Annotated in this window: 17 protein-coding genes and 2 pseudogenes; 10 read left to right on the top strand and 9 right to left on the bottom strand. The window is 53.7% G+C overall.

From position 1 onward, the window contains the following. Positions 1 to 237: 237 nt before the first annotated feature. The 5 genes and pseudogenes from LG204_RS00705 to LG204_RS00690 form a co-directional block, all read right to left on the bottom strand. Positions 238 to 1,428 (bottom strand): annotated as a pseudogene (locus tag LG204_RS00705) (IS256 family transposase); the annotation flags it as partial. A gap of 88 nt (positions 1,429 to 1,516) precedes the next feature. After that, a complete protein-coding gene (locus LG204_RS14130) occupies positions 1,517 to 1,798 on the bottom strand; it encodes a TniQ family protein (protein WP_407664148.1) in 282 nt (93 codons plus the stop codon). Next, positions 1,785 to 2,630, bottom strand: a complete 846-nt coding sequence (locus LG204_RS00700; RefSeq protein ID WP_230335474.1) for a TniB family NTP-binding protein — start codon at positions 2,628 to 2,630, stop codon at positions 1,785 to 1,787. Before LG204_RS00700 ends, LG204_RS14130 begins: the two co-directional genes overlap by 14 nt. A 56-nt stretch (positions 2,631 to 2,686) precedes the next feature. After that, positions 2,687 to 4,576 (bottom strand): Mu transposase C-terminal domain-containing protein, encoded by a 1,890-nt coding sequence (locus LG204_RS00695; protein ID WP_230335473.1) that lies wholly within the window; start codon positions 4,574 to 4,576, stop codon positions 2,687 to 2,689. Continuing rightward, positions 4,557 to 5,336 (bottom strand): heteromeric transposase endonuclease subunit TnsA, encoded by a 780-nt coding sequence (locus LG204_RS00690; RefSeq protein WP_230335472.1) that lies wholly within the window; start codon positions 5,334 to 5,336, stop codon positions 4,557 to 4,559. The genes LG204_RS00695 and LG204_RS00690 overlap by 20 nt, the downstream gene beginning before the upstream one ends. 47 nt (positions 5,337 to 5,383) lie before the next feature. On the opposite strand from LG204_RS00690, the pseudogene LG204_RS00685 reads away from it, so the two are divergent. The 4 genes and pseudogenes from LG204_RS00685 to LG204_RS00670 form a co-directional block, all read left to right on the top strand. Beyond that, positions 5,384 to 6,649, top strand: a pseudogene (locus LG204_RS00685) (YifB family Mg chelatase-like AAA ATPase); the annotation flags it as partial. A gap of 10 nt (positions 6,650 to 6,659) precedes the next feature. Next, a complete protein-coding gene (locus tag LG204_RS00680) occupies positions 6,660 to 7,703 on the top strand; it encodes a VIT1/CCC1 transporter family protein (RefSeq protein ID WP_230335471.1) in 1,044 nt (347 codons plus the stop codon). Between the two features lie 254 nt (positions 7,704 to 7,957). Further along, positions 7,958 to 11,827: a methionine synthase gene (gene metH / locus LG204_RS00675; protein ID WP_230335470.1), complete on the top strand. Its 3,870-nt coding sequence runs from the start codon at positions 7,958 to 7,960 to the stop codon at positions 11,825 to 11,827. Between the two features lie 488 nt (positions 11,828 to 12,315). Continuing rightward, entirely contained in the window at positions 12,316 to 14,388 is a 2,073-nt protein-coding gene (locus LG204_RS00670) for a TonB-dependent receptor (RefSeq protein ID WP_230335469.1), read from the top strand. Between the two features lie 103 nt (positions 14,389 to 14,491). Here the strand turns inward: LG204_RS00670 and LG204_RS00665 are convergent, their stop codons facing one another. Further along, complete coding sequence (locus tag LG204_RS00665) at positions 14,492 to 15,760, bottom strand: EAL and HDOD domain-containing protein (RefSeq protein ID WP_230335468.1); 1,269 nt, start codon at positions 15,758 to 15,760, stop codon at positions 14,492 to 14,494. A gap of 184 nt (positions 15,761 to 15,944) precedes the next feature. Here LG204_RS00665 and mpl point away from each other — a divergent pair, with 184 nt between their 5' ends. Genes mpl through LG204_RS00650 form a run of 3 tightly spaced genes read left to right on the top strand, consistent with a single transcriptional unit; the run spans position 15,945 to position 18,645 of the window. Next, the gene (mpl, locus tag LG204_RS00660) at positions 15,945 to 17,318 is read left to right on the top strand and encodes a UDP-N-acetylmuramate:L-alanyl-gamma-D-glutamyl-meso-diaminopimelate ligase (RefSeq protein WP_230335467.1); all 1,374 of its coding nucleotides are present in this window, start codon (positions 15,945 to 15,947) and stop codon (positions 17,316 to 17,318) included. A gap of 8 nt (positions 17,319 to 17,326) precedes the next feature. Beyond that, a complete protein-coding gene (locus LG204_RS00655) occupies positions 17,327 to 18,271 on the top strand; it encodes an energy transducer TonB (protein WP_230335466.1) in 945 nt (314 codons plus the stop codon). A 56-nt stretch (positions 18,272 to 18,327) separates the two neighbouring features. After that, entirely contained in the window at positions 18,328 to 18,645 is a 318-nt protein-coding gene (locus LG204_RS00650) for a (2Fe-2S) ferredoxin domain-containing protein (RefSeq protein ID WP_230335465.1), read from the top strand. A 30-nt stretch (positions 18,646 to 18,675) separates the two neighbouring features. Here the strand turns inward: LG204_RS00650 and LG204_RS00645 are convergent, their stop codons facing one another. Next, positions 18,676 to 19,089, bottom strand: coding sequence for an HIT family protein (locus LG204_RS00645; RefSeq protein ID WP_230335464.1), 414 nt, complete (start codon positions 19,087 to 19,089; stop codon positions 18,676 to 18,678). Between the two features lie 113 nt (positions 19,090 to 19,202). Then, the gene (locus tag LG204_RS00640) at positions 19,203 to 19,859 is read right to left on the bottom strand and encodes a pyridoxamine 5'-phosphate oxidase family protein (protein ID WP_230335463.1); all 657 of its coding nucleotides are present in this window, start codon (positions 19,857 to 19,859) and stop codon (positions 19,203 to 19,205) included. 289 nt (positions 19,860 to 20,148) lie between these two features. Between LG204_RS00640 and LG204_RS00635 the strand changes: the two genes are divergently transcribed. The 3 genes from LG204_RS00635 to LG204_RS00625 all read left to right on the top strand — a co-directional run bounded on the left by LG204_RS00635 (position 20,149) and on the right by LG204_RS00625 (position 22,245). Beyond that, complete coding sequence (locus tag LG204_RS00635) at positions 20,149 to 20,445, top strand: hypothetical protein (protein ID WP_230335462.1); 297 nt, start codon at positions 20,149 to 20,151, stop codon at positions 20,443 to 20,445. Between the two features lie 358 nt (positions 20,446 to 20,803). Then, on the top strand, positions 20,804 to 21,607 hold the full coding sequence (locus tag LG204_RS00630; protein WP_230335461.1) for a 2OG-Fe(II) oxygenase: 804 nt from the start codon (positions 20,804 to 20,806) through the stop codon (positions 21,605 to 21,607). Positions 21,608 to 21,876: 269 nt separating this feature from the next. Beyond that, positions 21,877 to 22,245, top strand: coding sequence for a hypothetical protein (locus LG204_RS00625; RefSeq protein ID WP_230335460.1), 369 nt, complete (start codon positions 21,877 to 21,879; stop codon positions 22,243 to 22,245). 48 nt (positions 22,246 to 22,293) lie between these two features. Here LG204_RS00625 and ligD read toward each other — a convergent pair whose 3' ends face one another. Beyond that, positions 22,294 to 24,897: a DNA ligase D gene (ligD, locus tag LG204_RS00620; RefSeq protein WP_230335459.1), complete on the bottom strand. Its 2,604-nt coding sequence runs from the start codon at positions 24,895 to 24,897 to the stop codon at positions 22,294 to 22,296. Positions 24,898 to 24,905: the final 8 nt, after the last annotated feature.

The following is a 24,905-nucleotide window of genomic DNA, read 5'->3' as shown; positions in this document are numbered from 1 at the left end:
TCAGGCTGGCGTGAGCAATAGCCCCAAATCTCACCCTAATAATATCGAGAGCTCAGCCGAGTGAAGTTTTTTAATTACTCAGGGCCCTGCCACAGCCATGCTATCCGCCGGATACTGCCTCCGCATGCGATTGGATTTGTATCGGACATCACGCCGCGATCTAATCTCTAAAAAAATTAAGAGGCTACACCGAGACTGGGTATAATTTTGTGTAAACGGCCAGACTTTACAGGTTCGCATTCGGCTCTCGAACTGAATGCTAAACCGGTTCAATGCACTCTTCCAGTCCCGTATCGGCATATCCCAGTTTTGGCTGATGTTGTTCAATGCCAAATAGAACAGCTTTATCAAGGACTCATCATTCGGAAACGACCCACGGTGCTTAATGATTCTTCGTAGACTCATGTTAACGGATTCGATGGCATTGGTCGTATATATGGCGCGACGAATCTCTGGAGGGTAATCAAAGAATGGGGTAATGCGATACCAGTTACGCCGCCATGATTGCGCTATCGGAGGGTAGGTGGCATCCCATTTCTTTTCGAACGCGGTTAGGCATTCTTCGGCCTCCGCTAAGGTCGCCGACTGATAAATGTGCTTTAGGTCCGTGGCGACCTCTTTGCGTAGCTTCCAATGGACGTAATTCATGCTGTAGCGAACCATATGGACGATGCATAGCTGGACAGCTGTCTGAGGGAATACGGTTTCAATGGCCTCGGGGAAACCCTTCAGCCCATCAACACAAGCAATGAAAATATCCTGAACCCCTCGGTTCTTTAGCTCCGTCACCACCTGCAGCCAGAACTTGGCTCCCTCAGTCTGCGCGATCCAGATACCCAGCATTTCTTTTTCGCCCTCCATATTAATGCCGACAGCTAGGTAGACTGCCTTAGCTCGAACACTGCCAGCATCACGGATTTTTACATGAATGCAATCCAGGTAAACGATAGGGTAAACCTCGTCCAGTGGGCGCTGCTGCCAGGCTTTCACTTCATCGTTGACGGCATCTGTTACGTTTGAAATAAGCGTAGGCGAGACGTCGGCACCATACATTTCTTCCAGGTAGCTTTGGATTTGACGGGTGGTCATTCCTCGGGAGTAGAGTGCAATAATCTGCTCATCAAAATTGGTGAACCTGGTTTTGTATTTGGGGATGAGCTGAGGCTCGAAGCTGCCTTCCCGGTCGCGTGGAACGTAAATGTCCATTTCACCAAAGTCACCTTTGAGCGTTTTCTTGGATTTGCCATTACGCGTATTCCCCGTGGCATTGCTGACAGTTTCGTTTTTGGCGTGGCCTAGATGTTCAGCCATCTCCGTCTCCAAAACACGCTCGACCAGCGCTTTGGTCAGTTGCTTGATCAGGCCGTTTTCACCGGTGAGATCTTCGGGCCTCTGATATTTTGAGAACACCCCGTCGACGATTTCCATGGGTATTGCTTTAGTTGAGTCGGTCATTTTTACTCCTAACTAAGGTAGCGGCAGATTCCTGCCAAAATGACTGTTTACACAAAAATTCTTACACCTCTTCGGTAGAGAATGCCTCAAGAGTTGTGTTTTTGCATTCGTCAGGCGCGATGTCACTTGCGTTCCCAAGAGTGGAACATAAGGAAGTATTAATGGTGCGATCTACGTCATTAGTCCAGAATTGTGGTTGCTGACCCAGGTTATGCGTCGTGAAGGCCTGCAGCTTCATGATCATGCCAGTGCTGTATCTTACGAGCCAGGACGACAGCAGCTCATCTGGCAATGGCTGCGTTCGAAAGTGCCATTTGAATTCTCGATTTCTAGTAGAGATCACCGGTATGTCTGGAACGATCTTTTGGGGAGACCCAATTAATTTTTTTCAAATGTTCGCGTGTTATATCTTCCGCTTCAATACACTCCTTCCCTGTACGGATAGCGTTTTCTGCTAATAAATGTAGTAAAGCAATAGCTTCACCAAGCAAGCCTTCACTGAATACCAGTAAGCGCTCGAAAAATTCCCTACCCTTAAAAGGTTTTTGTTCCTTGAGCATCAAGCTCTCCTGTAATGAACTCATGATTCTTGCAAACTCCCCTATAGATTCGTCTTTATTCCACCTAGGTAGAAATAAAGGTTTGAAGCGATTTTGTATGGAGGGGTCGCTGGCAAGAATGTTTAAAATTTCAGGAGTTCCCGCGCCAATAATTGAAACTCCGCATTCATTTCCCAAGTTACGCAAGGCATTTAGAAAACGTCTTCGGAGAGCGATCGTACTGCTGCCTATGTTAAATAAGTCATCTAATATGAGTACCTTAGTATCTAAGTGTTCGAATATCAGTTTAATTCTTGCTAGCTTTGAGGTCTCTGATTCATTGGGGGAAGATGCAGCGCCAAGCTCGGTCAGGATTTCGTAATATAAGCGTCCCTCATTTGCATGAGGTGGGGTTTGCACCATTACCACGGGGAGTTTTGTATTTGGCGAGTTGAGTTGATTCTGTGGAAAGTGTTTTTTGCAAAAATTCCGAAGAATTGTACTTTTGCCATTATTACTATCTCCGACCAATACCAGATTAGATGGACGAGGAAGTCGTGGCTGTCGCACCAACGCGTCCATTTCTTGACGTATCATGACTGCCCGATCATAGCCAACCCATGGCGTTTGCTTCATGCTACCAATGCGCCCTAGATCTTCAGGGCTCAGAAGGCTATCCGTCCGAACTTTCATTACATAGACTCGATTTCATCAAAGGGTTGAAGGTTGTTGAAATCGACATCCGAATTCAATACTTTCTCAGGCGAGGCTATTGTCGGTTTCGCGACTGTAGAAACTCGGTTGGAGACAGCATTCACTTTATGCTGCCTACGGCGCTCGTTACCACGTCTGGCCGCTTTCGTGAGATTGCGAGCATTATCTTCAATACTCCGCATTTCGTTAAAGGCTCTAAAAATAATCTCCTCGCTAGCCTCGTCTTGTCCTGTGGTTTTCTTTAAGTGGCGTTTCACCTCACGTAATTCCCAAAGGCTGATGGCGGGATGCGTGGCTTCACGATATGGGATACGGTAAATCTGCTGAACATCAGGATCAAGGAATAGCAAAGCACTAATATCCCGGGGATCGCGTCTGAAATTGAACTTGCGCTTTTCTCGTGTTTTTCCTGGAGTATGTGAACCTATCCACTTATCAAGCACAGGGTCATGGTATTCGATACCATCAACGACAATTCCGTATGGCTGGATGGTGCGCGTCACCAACGGAAGAAAGTCATACGTGAGAAGTTGTGGATCAGTATTAATCCTGATTTTCCCGATGCCTGGTGTGGTGTCAGTCCCAAATAGGCCTTCTTTGAATTTTTGTAAGGGTGAGCAACCTAAGGCACCATGTACCTCATGGTGGTACTGGCCGAGAATTAGATTGGCTAGCCACTTTTCAAAATCTTCCAATGTCATCGTGGCATTTTTTTCCGAGTTATATTCGCCGCGCTCATGAGACCGGGAGAATGTAGTACCGTCCAATCTATGCATTCGTTTTAATAACGTGCCCTGAAGGCGCTCAATATGAGCACCATAGTGAGGTTTCTTGACCGGACGGAACCGCAGGTCGAACAGATGGCGGGAGGCCGCCGCATTTAGCATATTGCCCCGAAACTCCTTAGCGTTATCACATTGAATTATTTTCGGGAAGCCTTGACTCGGCCATGGGTAATCAATACCCAACCGGGTTAGAAATTCATCTTTGCTAAGTATTGCCCGGGTTATGCAGACCCCTGTGCCTAGTGCTCCAGGAGGGTCAAAAGAAACATACCAACCCATCACCATCCGTGAGAAAACATCAATAATGATAGTAATCCATGGTCTGCCGATAGTGATGCGATGCTCTGTATCAACCAGCATGACATCTATCATCGTATGATCAATTTGCCATAATGAATTGAGAATTTCTGCATCAGGAACAGATCCCTCCTTCGGCAGAAAATCTAGAGATTTATTATAGCCATCACGTTTTTCAGCTTTTTCCAACAAGCTGATGTCATTGATCCTTCTGACCACGGTTTGCTTTGAAGGAACAGGTAATTTTGAGTTCCTACATCTTCTCCGAATTTCATCGAATGCAGCAGTTGGGCTGATCTTTTTATCTTTAAGGAACTCTTCCACCAATACCTGCTTAATGACAACTTCAGACTCATCAAGTATTCTTTTTGTGTTTTTATCAGTTCGTGGCTTGCGGAGTAAACAGGAAATGGTGCCCTCTTGTTGAATTTTCTTTATGTAGCGATAAATTGTAATAGTGGATAACTCAAGAACATCGGCTATCGACCTCACATCCTTTTCTGTTCGGGAAAGGTTTTCTAATAAAGGCTTGATAGTTTTGTAGATATGCGAGATTCGATCCCATTCATGCTTCGGAATATCTTCGATATCCACTCTTCGACTATCTTGCTTACCACCATAAAATTTGGTGATGGCTGAGAATTGAATCCGTTTATCAACATGTGTGGCTATATTTCTTGCTTTAACACCATCAAGTCCATCGAATGCCAGAACAATGAAACGCTCGTTGTCCACATCAATAATAGAACCTGGGCCGAGTAATAGTTCATTGCCTGTTTTCATCATTTCGGTTCCACCAAATGGGAGAGTTCATAGAAAGAGGTAATTCAAGATTGGCACCAATAATGCCTTTTTTGATGCAGCTCCACAGATAAGGGATCAATTCCGCTTGATGATCTGTATTGTCAGTAATTGCACGGATGAGTTCGCTGGGAGTGGATTGTTTCAGATAAACCATAGCATTTTGAACGAGAAAGAAACGATCAGGCCACAGGGCTTCATTGCTTTCAAACTGACTGGGATGCCCATAGCCAAGAAGGTGCCGAGCATTTTTTAGAAATGGTGTTCTGATTTCCTGGTCGGTGACTAAATGAAAGGTGCATCCAAACTCCTTGGCCCAGCCAATGGCGGCGCGAAATTTTGGACGTAATTCATCCCAGTCTTCCTTTAGCTTGTTACGTGGCTTGACTTCAAAAATAGTAGTCTTGAGCCATGGTTCATGAAACTGAGCCAAACAGGAATACTTTACAATAACGTCCGGAGTATATTTTCGCCGCTTTCCATTCTTGTCATTCCACTCAATGGTAAAAGGTTGAGCTACAAATCTCTCTACACGGGGGTCATATTCAAGCAGCGTTAAAAAATCATGCTCAAGCAAAGACTCAGCTTGTTGCGAAGGTAGCCCTTTGCGGGACGCTACGTAACCGCGCATGTAAAAGCGGCTTACGCCAATCTTCCGCGCGGGCATATCAGCGTCCCCAACGAATTGGCGAAGCCATGATTCGTCGTAAACGTTGTGGTCTAGCTGCTTTAGAAATTCTTCCATTATCAAATATCATCATACCCGCTTTCATTTATCAAGATTTTTCAGACAAGGAAAGTGGACGCTATGATTTGCCGATCGCTATCGGGATTCTGGCTGCTTCTGGCCAATTGCCCATAGAGGGCTTGGCGCAATACGAAATGGCTGGAGAGCTTGCCCTCACCGGGGAGCTACGCCCAGTAAAAGGGGCATTGGCCATGACCTACAAAGCCTGGCGCGATGGCCGGGCTTTTATTTTGCCCGAGGCCAGTGCGGCTGAGGCCTCGCTGGTGACGGATGCGCAAATACTGCCTGCCAGCAGTTTGCTCGCAGTATGTGCCCACCTGCTCGGGCAGTCCTCGCTGGCATTGCAGCAGCCCGAATTGCTCTCATCTACGCTAGCCTATGCTGACTTCGCCGAGGTGAAAGGTCAGGCGCATGCCAAGCGCGCATTGGAAGTGGCCGCAGCAGGCGGACACAGCATCCTGATGCAGGGGCCACCGGGTACGGGGAAGTCCATGCTGGCGGCCAGATTGCCCGGTATTTTGCCTGCCATGACCGAAGAGGAGGCCCTGGAATCCGCTGCCATTCAGTCACTCAATGGTGCGTTTCGGGCCAGTGCATGGCGGCAGCGACCTTACCGCGCTCCGCACCATACGGCGTCGGCGGTGGCGCTGGTGGGCGGTGGCAGTGTGCCGCGTCCCGGAGAAATATCCCTGGCGCATCATGGCATTCTGTTTCTGGATGAAGTGCCGGAGTTTGATCGCAAGGTCCTTGAGGTGCTGCGCGAGCCGCTGGAGTCCGGCCGCATTACCATTTCGCGCGCTGCACGGCAGGCAGACTTCCCGGCGCGCTTTCAGCTGGTGGCGGCCATGAATCCTTGCCCCTGCGGCTACCTCGGACATTACAACAACAAATGCCGCTGTACGCCTGACCAGGTGTCGCGCTATCGGCATCGCCTTTCCGGCCCTTTAATGGATCGCATTGACATGCATATAGAAGTACCTGCTTTGCGCGATGACGAGTTGCTGGCGCGCGAAAGTAGCGAAAGCAGTGAGGTAGTCCGCCACCGGGTTGAGGTGGCGCGCGGCTTGCAAATGCAGCGTCAGGGTAAAGCCAATGCCTTGCTGGAAAGTCATGAGATAGATGCCTGGTGCGAGCTGGATGCAAGCGGGCAAGTCCTGCTCAAGCAGGCCATCAACCGGCTGAATCTCTCAGCAAGGGCGTATCATCGGATATTGAAGCTGGCGCGCACCATTGCTGACCTGGCAGGCGCCAATGATATCGCTACCCCGCATGTGGCTGAGGCCATTCAGTACCGCAAGCACGAAATATAAGGCTTAACTCATGGAAAAATACCATTCGGCCTGGCTTGAAGAAATGCGATCTGCCTGCATTTACAAGCAAATGTCAGTGCAGGAGCCCGTCGAGGCGCATCGCGCTCTGTTCAAGCAGCTGGCTGCCGAGGCGGAGTTTCAAGCCGGGATATGGCATAAGCAAGGCGCTGCCAAAGGCTTGGCGATGCCGGATACGTATCAGCCGGATTTACGTACTCGCTTGGTTTTGCTGCTGCTACGTAAACTGGGGGTAAGGCGATTGAAGCCATTGCTGGCCGCTATCAAGATACGCGGCTTATCGGTTTACCGGCAGCCGCGCCAGCAGAATGAACACCCTACGCCGCTTTCGATTGATGACGTCGGGCTCAGCCATCGCAATGCGGGTACCAGTGGTGGTTTGCGCGCTGCCGTGTTTGGTGTCAATGACGGCCTTGTATCGATTGCCTGTCTGGTGATGGGCGTCGCCGGGGCGGCGGCCAATGTGTCGACCATCCTCATGACCGGCGTGGCTGGCTTGCTGGCCGGGGCATTTTCCATGGCGGCAGGCGAATATATTTCCATGCGCTCGCAACGCGAAATGTTTGAATATCAGATTGGGCTTGAGCGCGATGAGTTGGCGCAATACCCCGAACAAGAGGCGCGCGAGCTGCAGCTGATTTATCAGGCTAGAGGCTTGAATGAAAGCGAAGCGCAGGCATTGGCGCAACGCATGGTGGCTGACCCGGAGAAAGGTCTGGATGCCCTGGCACGTGAAGAATTAGGCTTGAATCCTGACGAGCTGGGTTCGCCATGGACAGCGGCCCTTTCCTCATTCCTCGCGTTTACGCTGGGTGGGCTGGTGCCTTTGCTGCCATATCTGCTGGGTGGTGGCGCGCATGCACTGACGGGCGCGATTGTGCTGACTGCGCTTGCCTTGTTTGGCATAGGCGCTGCCTTATCCTTGTTTACCGGGCGAAATGCCTTGCAGGGTGGCCTGCGCATGCTCTTGATTGGTGGTGCTGCGGGTGCCATGACCTACTGGATAGGCAGCTTGCTCGGCACATCGGTGGTTTGAATCGGGAACGATGTCTGGCACTGATAGGTGGTGGCAGGCAAATCATCTCTGAAAATGCCTTGATCTGAACCCGATATCACAATTGCAGTCCTATAACCCTCGTTGCATATGAGCTAGGGAAAGCTGCGCATAAACAATCGCCTGTGCCTGAAAGCAGTGCCTGTTTTATAATGACGCCTTTGTCTTAACACCCGCCGACCGCGAGGTCTGCGCATGGTAGTCATGCTGACTAGCCATCTATATATGAGCGCCCCATGAACCAGCCGTCTACTTTATCCTCTGCCGTCTCCATCTCTGCCACCGAGGTTCGCTTGCGCGAGTTGCTGGCGAAGCGCATCCTGATTCTGGATGGCGCCATGGGGACCATGATTCAGCGCTACAAGCTGACGGAAGAAGATTACCGCGGTGGGCCTCAGGGCCGGTTTGCCGATTTCAAGCCAGGGGTGGCGTTCTGCCCCAATGGTGATGGCTGTGGGTGTGGTCAGCCACATGCGGCCCCTGCCGAAGGCGAGGTGCGTGAACTGTTCGTCAAAGGCAATAATGAGCTGCTGACCCTGACCCAGCCGCACATCATTCAGGAAATCCACGAGCAATATCTGGCCGCAGGCGCCGATATTATCGAGACCAATACCTTCGGGGCGACCACGGTCGCGCAGGACGATTACCACATGGCGCACCTCGCGTTTGAGATGAACTTGGAAGCCGCCAAGCTTGCGCGTGCCGCTTGCGACAAATACAGCACGCCGGACAAGCCTCGCTTCGTGGCAGGTGCTCTCGGCCCTACGCCAAAAACCGCGTCCATTTCCCCCGACGTTAACGACCCGGCTGCCCGCAATATCACGTTCGATCAGCTGGTAAAGGCGTACCTGGAGCAGACCATCGCGCTGGTGGAAGGCGGTGCCGATATCCTGCTGGTGGAAACCATTTTTGATACGCTGAATTGCAAGGCGGCGCTGTTTGCGATTGATGCCTATTTTGAGCAAAGTGGAAAACGCTTGCCCATCATGATTTCGGGCACGGTAACAGATGCGTCCGGACGCATACTCTCTGGCCAGACCGTACCGGCCTTCTGGCATTCCGTGCGCCATGCCCGGCCACTGACCATAGGCCTTAACTGTGCGCTGGGTGCAGCGTTGATGCGGCCTTATGCGGAAGAGTTGTCCAAGATCGCCGATACCTTTGTCTGTATCTATCCCAATGCCGGTTTGCCCAACCCGATGTCGGACACCGGCTTTGATGAAGAGCCGCAAGATACTTCCAGCCTGCTCAAGGAGTTTGCCGAGAGTGGTTTTGTGAATGTGGCAGGCGGCTGCTGCGGCACCACGCCTGCGCATATCCAGGCCATTGCCGAGACGGTGAAAAGTATCGCCCCACGCCAAGTGCCTGCGCCTCGCCATGCCACCCTGCTGGCCGGTCTGGAGCCATTTATCATTGATGACAGCTCCCTGTTTGTGAATGTGGGTGAGCGTACCAATGTCACCGGCTCCAAGGCCTTTGCCCGCATGATCCTGAACGAGCAATATGAAGAAGCTTTGCAGGTGGCGCGCCAGCAGGTGGAAAACGGCGCCCAGGTGATCGATATCAATATGGATGAAGGCATGCTGGACGCCGTGAAGGCGATGACGCATTTCTTGAATCTGGTTGCCTCAGAGCCCGATATCGCCCGCGTGCCCATCATGATCGACTCTTCCAAATGGGAAGTCATTGAGGCGGGCTTGAAATGTGTGCAGGGCAAGTCCATCGTCAACTCCATCTCCATGAAGGAAGGCGAAGCGGAGTTCCTGCGGCAGGCGCGCTTGTGCCGGCGTTATGGCGCGGCGGTGATTGTCATGGCCTTTGATGAAAAAGGCCAGGCGGACACCTACGAGCGCAAGATCGAGATCTGCCAGCGTGCCTATGACCTGCTAGTGACGGAGGCGGATTTTCCGCCCGAAGACATCATCTTTGACCCCAATATCTTCGCCGTTGCCACGGGGATTGAAGAGCACAACAACTACGCGGTGGACTTCATCAATGCCACGCGCTGGATCAAGGAAAACCTGCCTTACGCCAAGATTTCCGGTGGGGTTTCCAATGTGAGCTTCAGCTTCCGCGGCAATGATCCGGCACGCGAAGCCATCCATACCGTGTTCCTCTATCACGCCATCAAAGCGGGCATGACCATGGGTATCGTTAATGCAGGCATGGTCGGTGTTTATGATGATCTGCCAGCCGAGTTGCGTGAGCGTGTGGAAGACGTGGTGCTGAATCGCCGCGAAGATGCCACGGAACGCATGATCGAAATTGCCGCCACCCTGACAGCGGGAGGCAAGAAGGAAGCGCCCACGCTGGAATGGCGCGGCACGCCCGAACAGCCGGTGTCAGTTGGCAAGCGGCTGGAGCATGCCATGGTGCATGGCATCACTGAATTTATTGTGGAAGACACCGAAGAAGCCCGCCAGCAAGTGATGGCTGCAGGCGGCCGCCCGATCAATGTGATCGAAGGCCCGCTGATGGACGGCATGAATGTGGTGGGCGACCTGTTTGGCCAGGGCAAGATGTTCCTGCCGCAGGTGGTGAAGTCTGCGCGTGTGATGAAGCAGGCAGTGGCTCACCTGATTCCCTTTATTGAGGAAGAAAAAGCCGCGGAAGAAAAACGCACCGGCGTGGCTGCCAAACCCAAGGGCAAGGTGGTGATCGCCACGGTAAAAGGCGATGTGCACGATATTGGCAAAAACATCGTGTCGGTGGTGTTGCAGTGCAACAATTTCGAGGTGGTCAATATGGGGGTGATGGTGCCGTGCTCGGAAATCCTGGCCACCGCCAAGGTCGAGAATGCGGACATCATCGGCTTGTCGGGCCTGATTACACCTTCGCTGGAAGAAATGGCCTATGTCGCCAAAGAGATGCAGCGCGACCCGCACTTCCGCATGCTGAAGATACCGCTGTTGATTGGCGGTGCGACGACTTCGCGTGCGCACACGGCCGTCAAGATTGCGCCCAATTATGAAGGGCCCGTGATCTACGTGCCGGATGCCTCGCGCTCGGTATCCGTCATGCAGTCGCTGCTGACGCCTGAGCAGCGTGAGAGCTATATCAGCGAAGTCGCGGCGGATTATGACCGTGCCCGTACCCAGCATGCCAATAAAAAAGGCCCCACCATGCTGACGCTGGCGCAGGCCCGTGCCAACAAAGTGAGAGTCGCATTTGATGGTAAGCATGCCCCGGTGAAGCCCAAGTTTATTGGTCGGCGCGTATTCAAGAATATTGATCTGGCCACCATTGCCGAATACATCGACTGGGGTCCGTTTTTCCAGACATGGGATCTGGCGGGCTTTTATCCTGCCATCCTGACCGATAGCGTGGTTGGCGAAGCAGCCACCAAGCTGCTGGCAGAGGGCCAGGCCATGCTGAAAAAAATCATTGAAGGCCGCTGGCTGACGGCTAACGGCATTGTGGCGCTATTGCCTGCCAACACTGTCAATGATGATGACATTGAAATCTACACGGACGATACCCGCAGCCAGGTCGCCTTTACCTGGTATGGCATGCGCCAGCAGACTGCCAAGCCAGTGATTGATGGCGTGGCACGCCCCAATCAGTGCCTGGCGGATTACATTGCACCCAAGGCATCGGGTGTGGCCGATTACATTGGCATGTTTGCGGTGACCGGCGGGCTGGGCATCGATAAATACCTGCAACGCTTTGAGAACGATCACGACGATTACAGCAGCATCATGCTGAAGTCGCTGGCCGATAGACTGGCGGAGGCCTTTGCCGAGTACCTGCACGCCCGTGTGCGTACCGATCTGTGGGGGTATGCCGCTGACGAAAAGCTGGATAATGACGCGCTGATCAAGGAGCAATACCACGGTATTCGCCCGGCGCCCGGTTATCCGGCCTGTCCAGATCATACCGTGAAGCCCGATATGTTCCAGGTCATGCAGTGCGAGGAAATCGGCATGACGCTGACCGAGTCGCTGGCGATGATGCCTGCCGCTGCCGTGTCCGGGTTTTATCTGGCGCATGCTGACGCCAAGTACTTCAGCGTGGACAAGATAGGCCAGGATCAACTGAAGGATATGGCGGCAAGACGTGGCCTGACAGAAGACTATCTGGAACGCTGGCTCGCGCCTAATTTATAGCAATGACTTGATGCCGCCATGTGGGGAGGGCCATGCTCTCCACATGGTAATGTCTTGTCTCTGGCTGGATATTGCTGCTTTCTTCAACTTCCCTTTGCTGCGCGTCCTTCCCCTGCGGCCTTGTTTCCCCTATCTTTCTTTCTGCCTTGCTTTCGTTTTGCATCGCGCCCTGCCATTGTCCCTCAAGATGTTACTGCTACACATGTGTAGCAGCTCTGGTTGCTGACCAGGCGGCAGCATAAAAATACTTCTGTTGCAATTGAGAACAATTGTCATTTACAATAATTAACATCATTGGATAGGCAAGTCACCACCCACCGACGTAGTTCAGCGGTCCCCACCCAGCAGATCACATCTGCCCAATGCAATTCATCTCATCAGTTAGTAAAAAAACTAGAAAGGCTCAGGGGGCCATGTATCGCTATTCCGCATTGCATTTAGCATTAATGTTTGTATTCAGCAGTATTTCCACAGCTTCATTCGGCGCCATGCCAAACTCCGAAGACAACCCCAGCGAGCTGGAGGAGGTGAAGGTAAAGGCGCAAAAAGAAGTTTCTTCTCCTTATCAGGCTGTTGTCAGCACCACGGCAGCAAAAATCGAGGCGCCTTTGCGTGATATTCCGCAGACAGTGAATGTTATCCCCAAGGCATTGATGGAAGATCAGGGTGCCATATCGTTGCAAGATGCACTGCGCAATGTGCCCGGCATTGGCTTCAGCAATGGCGATGGTCAGCGCGACCAGGTGAATATCCGCGGATTCAGCGCGATTGCCGATCAGTTCGTGGATGGCATCCGCGATGATGCGCTTTATTTCCGTGATCTTGCTAATGTGGAGCAGATTGAGGTATTGAAAGGGCCTGCTGCGGTGCTGTATGGGCGCGGCTCATCTGGCGGTCTGATCAATCGCATTACCAAGAAGCCGTTTGACAAGCCGATGATTAATCTCACCACGACCATTGGCAGCTATGATTTCCAACGCTACGAGGCAGATATCAACCAGCCGCTAGGGGACAATGTGGCTTTGCGTATCACGGGTGCTCGCCAGAAGAGCGATGGTTTCCGCGATCAATCCTTTACTGATCGTGAATTTATTGCGCCATCCATCCAGTTTGATATTTCCGAAAAAACACGCCTTTTGTTGCAGGCTGAATATCTTGACGATCGCCGACTGAATGACTTTGGCGTGCCTGCCATCAATGGTCGTCCGGTCAAGGTCAATATAGATACGTATTATGGATCGGCCAATGCGCGGCGCGATGACTATGTGCAAAGCCGCGTCAGTGCTGGCTCTTTTGTGCTGGAACACAAATTCAGCGAGGATGTGAAGCTGCGCAATGCTTTCCGCATGTATCACTATGATCTTGACCGCAACAACACGGTGGTTAGCAGCATTACTGGCACCATCAGCAACCCAATAGCCAACCGGCGCTACAGCACCGTTCAGCGCGAGGAGGATGGCTATTTCAACCAGACCGATCTCAGTATCAAAACGCGCGCATTTGGCCTTGAGCATGCTTTGCTGTTTGGCATGGAGTTTGGCGAACAGAAGAAAGATGCTATGTCTGGAAATTACCAGAACCCTGCATCCGTGAGCCTGTACAACCCAGTGTTGACCCCTTCTGTACGTGTGGGCCTAAGTCCTTCAGATTCTACCGGCACCAGTACGACGGCTGCGTTTTACGTGCAGGATTTGGTGAGCTTGTCCGAGCGCTGGAAAGCTCTGGTGGGCGCCCGCTATGACCGCTTCAATCAGGAGACAAAAGACAATCTGAGCCCGGCCAAGCTTGATCGTGTGGACAAAGAATGGAGCCCGCGTGCCGGCCTGGTTTATCAGCCAGCGGATAATGTCAGCTTGTATGGCTCTTTTACCAAGTCATTCCAGCCATCGCAGGAAACCTTCAACTTGTCGTTCACCAACAATGCTGCCCAGCTGGCTCCTGAAGAAACCACCAATTATGAGGTGGGCGCCAAGCTGGACTGGCTGAATGGCAATCTGTCGACCATGGTTTCGCTGTTCCGGCTTGAGCGCACCAACATCAAGAGCGCAGACCCTGCCAACAGCAATCGACAGATACCCATCGGCGAGCAACGCACCGATGGGCTGGAGTTATCCGCCATGGGGCGCCTGGCCGAAGGCTGGGACGTGAATGCTGGTTATGCCTATATGGATGCCAAGATTACCGACTCGCCTTCGACCATGGCCGTCAATATCGTCGGGGAACCTACGCGTGTGGCGCTGGAAGGTAATCGAGCCAGTCTCACTCCGCGGCATAGCGCCAATCTCTGGGTATCGCACCGATTTGGTAATGGTTTTGGCCTGGCGGGGGGCGTGGTGTTAGTCGGTGATCAGTATGCCTCGGCCAGCAATGTCGTTAAACTGCCCGGCTATACCCGCTTTGACGCCAGCGCTTTTTATGAGACCAAACGCTATGATTTGCGCCTGACGTTGAACAACTTGTTAGATAAGGAGTATTACATCTCTGCCCATGGCGGCGCTGATTTATACAATACGCCAGGAGCGCCACGTAGTGCGCTACTGAGTTTGCGGCTCAAGTTCTGATTTTGTATTTAACCAGTTAATCTGCACCATCGAAATGAAAAAGCCGGAATCACTCCGGCTTTTTCTTTAATCAACCCCTTAATCACCCGCGAACATCAGGGTTTCAGACTGCCTGCTTGTTAAGCTCTGCGGCCCATTGCATGGCTTGCAGCTGGATGGCGGTAAAGTCACCGACACTGATGCCAAGCGCATGCAGGTCAGCGCGCACGGCTTCAAAGTCGGTGCGTTCTATTTCCTGGGCCAGTTGCAATAATTGGCCTAGCGGGCCTTCATGCGCAAGGATCGCCTGTTTCAGGTGCTCCATCAGGCCAATTTCATTCAGGATTTTCTCAATAGGCACCTGCAGCACGGCATCGACCAAGGACAGCATGCCGACCATGAATGCCTGGTCACTGAAGCGCGGTTCGGGCGATTGCAGCTTGAGCGCGATGAGCTCCATCAGGCGGGCGCGGCTGGCCACTTGCTGCATCAGGTTGCTGGCGTTACCGGCTTCGGGCGAAACATACATCAAGAGCTGTACCCAGCGCAGAAGCTGGCGCTGGCCCAGCACGGCAATGGCCTGGCGAATGGAGCCGATTTCCTGCTGACGGCCACCACTGATACCAACCGAGTTGACCAGGCGCAGCAGGCTGACCGACAGATCAGGGCTTTGCTTGAAGGGCTCTTCCAGCGCTTGCAGATTGGCATCACTGATCAGCATGCCCATGATGCGCATCAGCGTCATCTGGTTGGGCTGGGGTTTTTTGCCTTGCAGGATCACGGGCTGGGCGAAAAAATAGCCTTGAAACAGCTCGAAGCCGAGTTTCTTGAAGGCTTCAAATTCATCTTCGTTCTGGACTTTTTCAGCGAGGAGTTGAATGTGACCATGCTTGCGCAACACGGTCAGTGAGGGGGCCATGTGCTTGAGGGGCGTTAGCGTCAGATCGACTTTGACGATATCGACCAGCGGCAGGATATGGTCGTATTCCGGGCGGTAAAGAAAGTCATCCAGCGCGATGCGGAAGCCCATCTCTTTTAATGCTGCGCAGCGTTCGACAATTTGCGCATTGATGGGAACATCTTCCAGAATTTCGAGGATCACGCGCTCGGGCGGCAACAATTCCAGCGTCTCGCTCATCAGCAAGCTGGCAGAGACATTCAGAAAGGCGTCTTCATTACCAAGCACCAGCTCAAGGCCGAATTCACTCAGCATGTTGACGATGACGGTGGAGGTGGCAAGCACATCGTCTACTACGTCCGCCGAGAGGCTGGCTTCCGATCGGAACAACAGCTCGTAGGCGATGATTTTCCGATTCGCAGTCAATATGGGCTGGCGTCCGAGAAAGACATCGGCCCCTCCTGAGCCGAAAGGCTCGATTACTGCGCTACTCATCAACGATGCTCCCCATATTCAACTGATACTGACTGCCTTTTAGTCCTGCTATCGCTTATCATTATGCATAAAATGGTGCAGGACACTATTGTTTAAATACTTTAAAAGCTAACGGGATCATTAAGCAATAGTTTTTACAACTCGGATACATTCCTTTCCCGTCATCACTCGTTAAGAACACATCATGCATATTCACATCCTCGGCATTTGCGGCACATTCATGGGCGGCATTGCAGTGCTGGCCAAGGCAGCAGGTCATCGCGTGACAGGTTGCGATGCCAACGTCTACCCGCCGATGAGCACGCAACTGGAGGCGCAAGGCATCGCCTTGACCGAAGGTTTCTCTCCCGAGCAAACCGCGCTTAATCCTGATATTTACGTCATTGGCAATGTGGTGACCCGCGGTAACCCCTTGATGGAGGAAATCCTCAATCGTGGCTTGCCGTATGTTTCCGGCCCACAGTGGCTGGCCGAAAATGTGTTGCGGGATAAATGGGTGCTGGCGGTAGCGGGCACGCATGGCAAAACCACCACCAGCTCCATGCTGGCCTGGATACTGGAGTACGCTGGTCTGGCTCCTGGCTTTTTGATTGGCGGCGTGCCACAGAATTTTGGTATATCAGCCCGCTTGCCGGGTGCGCCGCGTCAGGAACCACAGGGTTGCTCGCCCTTTTTCGTGATTGAGGCCGATGAGTACGACACGGCGTTTTTCGACAAGCGTTCCAAGTTTGTACACTATCGTCCACGCACGGCGGTGCTCAACAATCTTGAATTTGACCATGCCGATATCTTTGCCGACCTGACCGCTATTGAAACCCAGTTTCACCATCTGGTGCGCACGGTGCCGCAGCAGGGCCTGGTGGTGGCCAATGGGCGCGAGGAGAGCTTGCAGTGCGTGATTGACCGCGGCTGCTGGACCCCGGTGGAAACCTTTGGCGACGCTCACGGCTGGCATGCAGGCGCAGCCGATGCCGAGGGCAGCTTTGATGTCGTGCTAGGTGAGCAGGTGTTGGGACGTGTGCATTGGAGCCTGCTGGGCGAGCATAACCGCATGAATGCCCTGGCGGCGCTAGCCGCTGCACGCCATGTGGGCGTGCCGGTCGAGGTGGGCATTGCTGCGCTTGCCGAATTCCAGAATGTGAAGCGCCGCATGGAAGTGCGCGGCGAAGTCAATGGCATTACGGTTTACGATGATTTTGCACACCACCCCACCGCTATTACCACCACGCTGGAAGGCTTGCGTGCCAAGGTCGGTGCGGCGCGTATTCTGGCCGTGCTGGAGCCGCGCTCCAACACCATGAAGCTGGGGGTGATGAAAGCTGCTTTGCCCGCCAGCCTCACCGCGGCCGATCGTGTTTACTGCTATGGCGCCAATCTGGGCTGGGATGCAGCCGAAGCCCTGCACGGCATGGGCGATATTGCCCAAGTGGAAACCGACATGACGAAGCTGGTCGAAGCGATAGCCAGCGAAGCACGCAGCGGTGACCATATTCTGGTCATGAGCAATGGTGGTTTTGGCGGTATCCATCAAAAACTGCTGGAAAGGCTGGCTGCTTGAACTTGCGCATGTTAAGCCGACTGGATGCGCTGGGCGTCACCTTGCTGGTGTCGGCCATGCTGCATATTGCGATCATTGCCAGCCTGGATTTCAAGGCGCCTGATTTGCAGGTGCTCAAGGACAAAATGTCGTCCATGGATATTGTTCTGGTCAACACCAAAACGGAAAGCAGGCCAGAGAAAGCCGATGCACTGGCCCAGGCCAACCTGAATCGCGGCGGTAATACCGATGCTGACCGCCGCATGAAATCGGCATTGCCACCGCCTGACCAGCCACCCAAGCAAACCACCCCCAAGCCGGAAGCGCAGTCCCGCCAAAGTGCGATGCAGGCGTCTTCTGCTACCTCTGAAGCGGAGCGTCGCCAACAAAAAGTGGCGGAGCTGGAGAAACAGGTGCAGGAGCTGATGCATCAGATGCAATCGACCAACAAGGTGGATACCCGCCCCATGCAGGAAGCGGCCGCCGTGAAACCGGAAACCGGCGAGCAGGCAGCCAGCAGCAAGTCGCTCAAAGCCGCCGATCTGCTGGCCAGCAGCCTGGATATGGCGAGACTGGAAGCGCAGATTGCCAAGCAACAGGATGAGTACCAGAAGCGTCCCAAGCGCAAGTTTATCGGAGCCCGCGCGCAGGAGTATCGCTTTGCCGCCTACGTGGATAACTGGCGGCAGAAGGTCGAGAAGGTCGGCAGCCTTAACTATCCCGAAGCTGCCAAGGATAAAAAACTGTACGGCAAGCTGACCATGACCGTCTCCATCCGTGCGGATGGCACCCTGGACAAGATTGAGATCAACCAGAGTTCAGGCCATAAAGAGCTGGATGACGGTGCGCGCCGCATTGTGGAGCTGGCTGCGCCTTTTGCCCCGTTCCCGGAAAACGTACGCGCCGATACGGATATCCTGAGTGTGACCCGCACCTGGAACTTTACCCGTCAGGACAGTCTGACCACGGAATAGCCGCCTTCATTGTGCGGCCATGCTCTTCATAAACTTGCCTCATGAAAATGAACGCCATGACACCCTATTTTCAGCATCACGTGTTTTTCTGCCTTAACAAGCGCGAGGATGGTTCGGACTGCTGCGCCAATCACGGCGCTGAGGCGGCCTTTGATTACATGAAATCGCGCATCAAAAAGCTCAAGCTGAGCGGCAAGGGCAATGTTCGTATCAACCGGGCAGGCTGCCTGGATCGCTGCAGTGAAGGCCCGCTGCTGGTGATTTACCCGGAGGCTGTCTGGTACGGCTTTGTGGACAACGAAGACATTGATGAGATCATTGAATCGCATCTCATCAATGGCAAGCCGGTTGAGCGGCTGATTTTGCAGGGCTAGCCCTTTTCAGCGGGCAGGCCCTGCGGGTGGCTAGCCAAGCATCTGCTGGATTTCCTGTTTCAGCGCACTGGCCGTGGCGGCATCCAGGGTATGCGCCATGGTTTCGCGGCGGGCGGGAGCCCATATGGCGGCAGGAAAATGCCGGTCACGTTTATAGCGCGGGATAACATGCCAGTGCACATGCGGCGTCATGTTGCCCAAGCTGGCGAGGTTGATCTTGTCTGGCCGCATGACCTTGCGCACGGCCTGTTCCACCTTGAAGACCACTTGCATCAGGCGTAATTGATCTTCGCTAGCCAGGTCCGTCATCTCTTTTACATGACGGTTAAGTATCACCCGGCAAAAGCCTGGGTAATCCTGATCTTCCACCCGTACTACCCGGCAGAATTCGTCCTGCCATTGCAGCTCGCCCCCTGGCACTGCACATAATTCACAACTTGCCATTGTTATCCCTGTTATTTCTGGCGCCTGACGCGCCCGATCTGCCAGCTGGCATTATAGCGCCCGCTGGCAGATGCCGGCTCCGGATTGGGTCCCGAATGCGCGGCAGCGATCTTCTAACCCTCGCCTTTCATGACCAGCTCGGCATATTGTTCAAAGCTGATCGTCCCTCCCAGCGATTCCGCCACATGCTGGTCGCGGGCTGGCAAGGCATCCTGCAGGCCGTCAATACGCTTCCATTGCGGCAGGGGCGTTGGGCAATCTGCTTGCGGCACATAACGCGATGTCGCCACGCGCTGGTGAGGGTGGATGTAGCGCGGACAGTTGATGAATATTTCCTCTATCGTCACGCGCACCACCAGTTCTGCCTCCTTGTATTCCTGCAACAAGGGGTCATTGGGCACAATCTGCGCTGTGCCGTGCACGCGCACTCGGTGTGGGTGCTCAAAGTCGATAAACAGCATGCCGATTTTCGGGTTTAGGGTCATGTTGCCCATGGACAGATACATGCCATTGCCGTCCAGGCTAGGGAAGGCCAGGGTCTTGCTGTCCAGCACCTTTACGAAGCCTGTGCTGCCCCCTTTATAAGAGCAGGTAGGAAAGCCGCGGTGATCCACGGTGGAAAGAAAAAACATGTCACGGCTCTCGATGAAACCACGATGCTCATCGCTAATGTCGGGAACGACGATAAATTCGCTCACCCGGTCAGCCATGCTGACGGTATCAAACTGCTGCTGCAACACGCGGTGCTGCGCGCCATAAAGATCACTCATGTTCACCCCCCAAAAAAACCAACGGTTAAGCGACTGGACAGGCATTCTAACCCCATTTGCCGTTACATGAGGAGCCTGCAAATGGCAGGTTGACCTCGTGTGCCGCTACAGGCAGGGAACGCAAGCGCCAGCCTGTACTCACATGAAGGTGAGCCGCCACAGCAGCTTCCTGAGCAGCCAGGCGAAGGGAGAGGTGGAGTAAAACGCCTCTTCTTCAATCAGTAGTATGATGCTTTATTCAGCCTGCATAGTTGGCCCAGCACTGATCATCATTTTATGGAGGTATGACATGACAGCCGAGAATTCATTGCCCGCCGTATCAATCCGCATCTTTTTTACCAGTGACACCCTGGACGAAGAAGGGATTCCCTCCATTTACCGCAGTTATCAGATCAGCGGTCGTGCGGCCCTGCCGAATGAAGCCCCGAGTGGATATGGTGTGGCCAAGGTGGCCCCCCTGTCTGATGATGCCCCGGCGCTGGTGCCGGATGAAGTCCAAGCGCCGGGTGGGACTGATGGCGCCATACAAGCGGCAATTGAGCAACTCAAAATGCTGAATCCCGGCCTTGAGTGCAAGGGCGGCTGAATGCATGGTATGGGGTACAGTATCAGAGGAGGCTTATCCTGGCGCAGGCATCCCCTCCATCCATCGCTGACATTTTTAAAGCCTGAAGATGTAATTTCTGTTCTAAGACGCGTGGGTTGATGGGATAATTTGAGCCTGTATTCCGTCGGCAGCGGCCATTTACCTTGCTGGCAGGCATGCGCTGGCATGGCGTTAAATTTGCAGTAGTTATGGCCGTTTATCCGATGGGTAACGGTTTTGCCCCTTGCCACCCTTGGAAGGGGCTTTGCTTTATCGACAGGGCGCAAGCCCGCTTATAATCATCGTCTATCGCACATCATGAGGTGTGCTTGCACCACGAAAGACGCAAGGAGCATTGATGCAAACAGTCAGCCTGACCCTTCCGATTGAAACGCAGGATGGGCCTTATCTTGAAGAGTCTCTAGCCATGGCTTGTGGGGAAACACTGGCGAGCCAGTACCAGGCGGCCGAGCCTTTTCCGCATATCGTTATCGACAATTTTTTGCCGGAAGCCCTGGCTCAGTCCATTCTTGATCAGTTTCCGCGCGAGGCGACCAGCAACGAAAAAGTGTACGAGCGTGGTTACCGCGGGCTGCATAAACGCCAGATCAGCCCCAATGCCTGCAATCGCGAGTTGCGTGAGGTGTTTGCCTTTGTAAACTCGGCGCCTGTATTGATGTTCCTGCAAAAAATGACAGGCATTGATGGCCTGATCCCCGATCCCTATTTCAATGGCGGCGGCTTTCATGAGACCAGCCGTGGCGGACTGCTTGGCGTGCATTCGGATTTTCGCATCAATAAATCCATGCACCTGGAACGCAGGCTCAACATGATCATTTACCTCAACAAGGATTGGCAGCCGGAGTATGGCGGTGATCTGGAATTGTGGGACAAGAAGATGACCCAGTGCGTGAAAAAAGTGGCGCCCATTTTCAATCGCTGTGTGGTGTTCAATACCGACGAGGAAAGTAACCACGGACATCCCGAGCCACTCAATACCCCGGATGACATCACGCGCAAATCCATGGCGCTTTATTACTACACGGCCTCCAAGCGTATTTACGAAGATATTGAAGTGCACAAGACCAACTACAAGCCTCGCCCGCGCGATAAATTCAGCCTGCGCTATTTATGGGAGCGCGTACGCCCCAATCGTGGTTAATCCGCGGGTTTGAAAAAGTCAGGATAACGGGGCTCACCATTAGCCCCGTTTTTCTTTTGTGGCGGCGAGTTGAAGACCGGACATACATACCCGTTGGCTTGCCAGGGTGCTCGGGAAAATCCAGCCAGCCATGAAATTATCCGACATGGCGATAAGGCCAGGTCTTATACCGCGCGCTAACGGTAGAGCTCATGATGAATAGTCTTGTCAGTCGTATCGGGAATGAACATGACGATCCAACATAAGGCGAGTTATTCAGGAAGCCTGGCATGAGCAGCTGGCTAGCCTTGTTGCTCGCTCCAGCCCTGGCGCTTATCAGCCTCACCTTGCTGTATGTCTGGGCGATGCCTGCCTGCGGCGTGCCTGCCTTGCATGTGCCTGACCTGGTGTTGCAGAGCTTGCCACTCCTGGCTTTTGTGGTGAATTTTCTCATCGCCATGCATGCCTGGCGCCTTTGGCGGCGCATGACCGCGGCTGCCAAACAGCAGGAGCAATCCAGCGCTCATGCTCATGTAACAGCTGATCAGCCTACGCCCGTTAGTTTTGTGGCTTATCTTGGTGTCTGGAGTGGATTGCTGTTTTCCCTGCTGGTGCTGGTGCTATGGATAGTGGCCTGGATGTTTTCGCCCTGCTGGTGAGAGGTCAGGGACGAAGGTGAGGAATGAAGGTCAGCCCTCAGCCCACCGTCAGGTAAACATCTCCAGCATGGCGGTGGTGATATGTTGCCGCAGGCGCTCATAGTCCTGCCAAGGGTCTTGTTTCAGCTGCGCAAGACGCTCTGGCAACGTGGCAACGGTGAACGTATCAGACCTTATCCCCATATTCAGTTCATCCCATGATATCGGCACGGACACGGTAGCCGTCGGTTTTGCCCGGCTGGAGTAGGCGGCAATCGCCGTGGCACCTGGCGCATTGCGCAAATAGTCGATAAACACTTTGCCGGTGCGCTTTTCCTTGGACATGTTTGCAGTAAAGCGGTCGGGCAGTTGTTTCTCAAGATACTGCGCGGTCGCCTTGCTGAAAGCCTTGATGGTCTTCCAGCTATGTTCTGGCACGATCGGGATCACCACGTGTATGCCTTTTCCGCCCGTGGTTTTGGCAAAGCTCTCCAAGCCCAGCGCCTGCAACAATGCACGCACCAGTTGAGCACTTTCCACCACGGTGGTCCATTTGAGGGTTTCGTCCGGGTCGAGGTCGAAAATGATACGGTCCGGCTGCTCCAGATGGCCCTCGCGTGAACCCCAGGTGTGTATCTCCAGTACGCCCATTTGCACCAGGGAAATTAACGCGGGCAGATCATCCACCACCATGTAATCATCCGAAAATCCGCTGACCGGCACCTGAATACGCCGCACATTGTCCGGGATGGTCATGGCGGCATGCTTCTGGAAAAAGCATTGCTGTCCGGCACCCGTCGGGCAGCGCACCAGGGACAAGGGGCGACCCTGCAGTTGCGGCAATATCCATGGCGCGATTTCTTCGTAGTAATGCGCCAGATCCTGCTTGCTCAGCTGGGCTTGGGCGAACAGGATCTTTCCTGGATGCGTCAGTCGCACACCCGCGATATCACGTTCAGACGCGCCGCGTTGCGGGCTTTTTGGTCGGGGGGGCTCGGTGGCGGATGCGGTATTTGCAGATGGCAGGGGCGGTGTGACCGAGGTTTCATGCACGATGTCGCGTGCTGGTTTATCCTGACGCACACCGACAAAAGCGGCATGCCGCACGATCTGGCTATCGGTCCATTGCGCGAAGCGCACTTCTGCCACCAGCTTGGGCGTCAGCCAGTGCACGCCGCGCATTTGCAGCCCGGTCAGCTTGCCGCGAAATGGCGAGCTTGCCCGTTGCAAGCGGCCAAATTGCCGGCTCAGCTGGGTCAGCGTGGTTTCGGTAAACCCCGTGCCCACGCGTCCAGCATAATGCAGGGCTCCGTCGGCGTCATACACCCCTAGCAGCAGCGCGCCAAACCCCTGCCGATTACCCGCGGGATCAGTGTAGCCGCCGATGACAAATTCCTGGCGCAAGCCGCATTTTACTTTCAGCCAGTCGTCAGAGCGCCGCGGCTGATAAGGGGCATCTGCGCGCTTGGCAATGACCCCTTCAAGATCATGCAGGCAGGCATGGTCAAACACTTCCGGCGCATTGCCTGCAATATGGTCACTGTAATGCAGCGGGCCATCTTCGGCAGAGTGCGCCAGCAGCGTTTTCAGCAAGGCCTTGCGCTTGATCAAGGGTAACCGCCGAAGATCGTGACCATTCAGGTACATAAGGTCAAATATGAAATAGGCCAGGGTGGCTGCACTATTGGTTTGCATGGCATCCTGCAATGCCTGGAAGCTGACCTTGCCATCGGCCTGTAATGCCACCAGCTCGCCATCGAGCCAGGCCTGGTCTACCGGCAATTGCTTGAGGGCGTCGGCAATGCCTTTCCATTTTGCCGTCCAGTCGTGGCCATTCCGCGAGTAAAGCCTGACTTTCCCTTGCTCACGACGCGCCAGCATGCGATAACCATCAAATTTCACTTCGGTCAGCCAGTCTTCCCCCAGCGGTGCTTTTTTCGCCAGCAACGCCAGTTGCGGTTGCATGGTGGTAGGCATGGGTTCTGGTTTGCCAGACGATTGCACAATGTCTTCTTGCCGTATTTCTTCTGTTTTGGTGGACTTGCGCGCGCGCGTGGTGGACGTTGCGCCAGTCATGCTTTTTCTGTCAGGGCTCTGCAGGGGCCGGTGCGCATCCCCGCTGAAAAGATTGCGTATGCTTTCCGGCCGCGTCTCGGTGATATTGGCATCGTCGCCGCTTTGCGCTACATCATCCTTTTCCTTGATCAGCAGCCAATTTTCCTTTTCAGAGGATCCCTCCGCAGGCTTTTTACCCATGCGTACCAATGCCCATTTGCCGGACAATTTTTCGCCATGCAGCATGAATTTGAGAGCGCCTTTCTGGTAACCGGCATGCGGCTCTTCCAGCGGTTCCCAGGTGCCGCAGTCCCACAGCACCACGCGCCCGGCGCCATACTGATGCTCGGGAATCTGTCCTTCAAAGTGCCCGTATTCCAGCGGGTGGTCTTCCACATGTACCGCCAAGCGCTTTTCCTTGGGGTCCAGGGTCGGGCCTTTGGGGATCGCCCAGCTTTTCAGCACGCCATCCAGCTCCAGCCGAAAGTCATAATGCAAGCGCCGCGCGTGATGACGCTGGATATAAAACGCCAGGGTATCGCCAGCGCTGGCGACGGTGCCTGCAGGCTCAGGGGTTATATTGAAATTGCGTTTTTGCCAGTAATGATTGAGACCCATGGTGAGCT

The organism is Methylovorus menthalis (assembly GCF_020523625.1).
Classification (GTDB): Bacteria; Pseudomonadota; Gammaproteobacteria; order Burkholderiales; family Methylophilaceae; genus Methylovorus; species Methylovorus menthalis.
The sequence above is the reverse complement of the archived record's forward strand: the minus strand, read 5'-3'. Positions and strand labels throughout refer to the sequence as shown.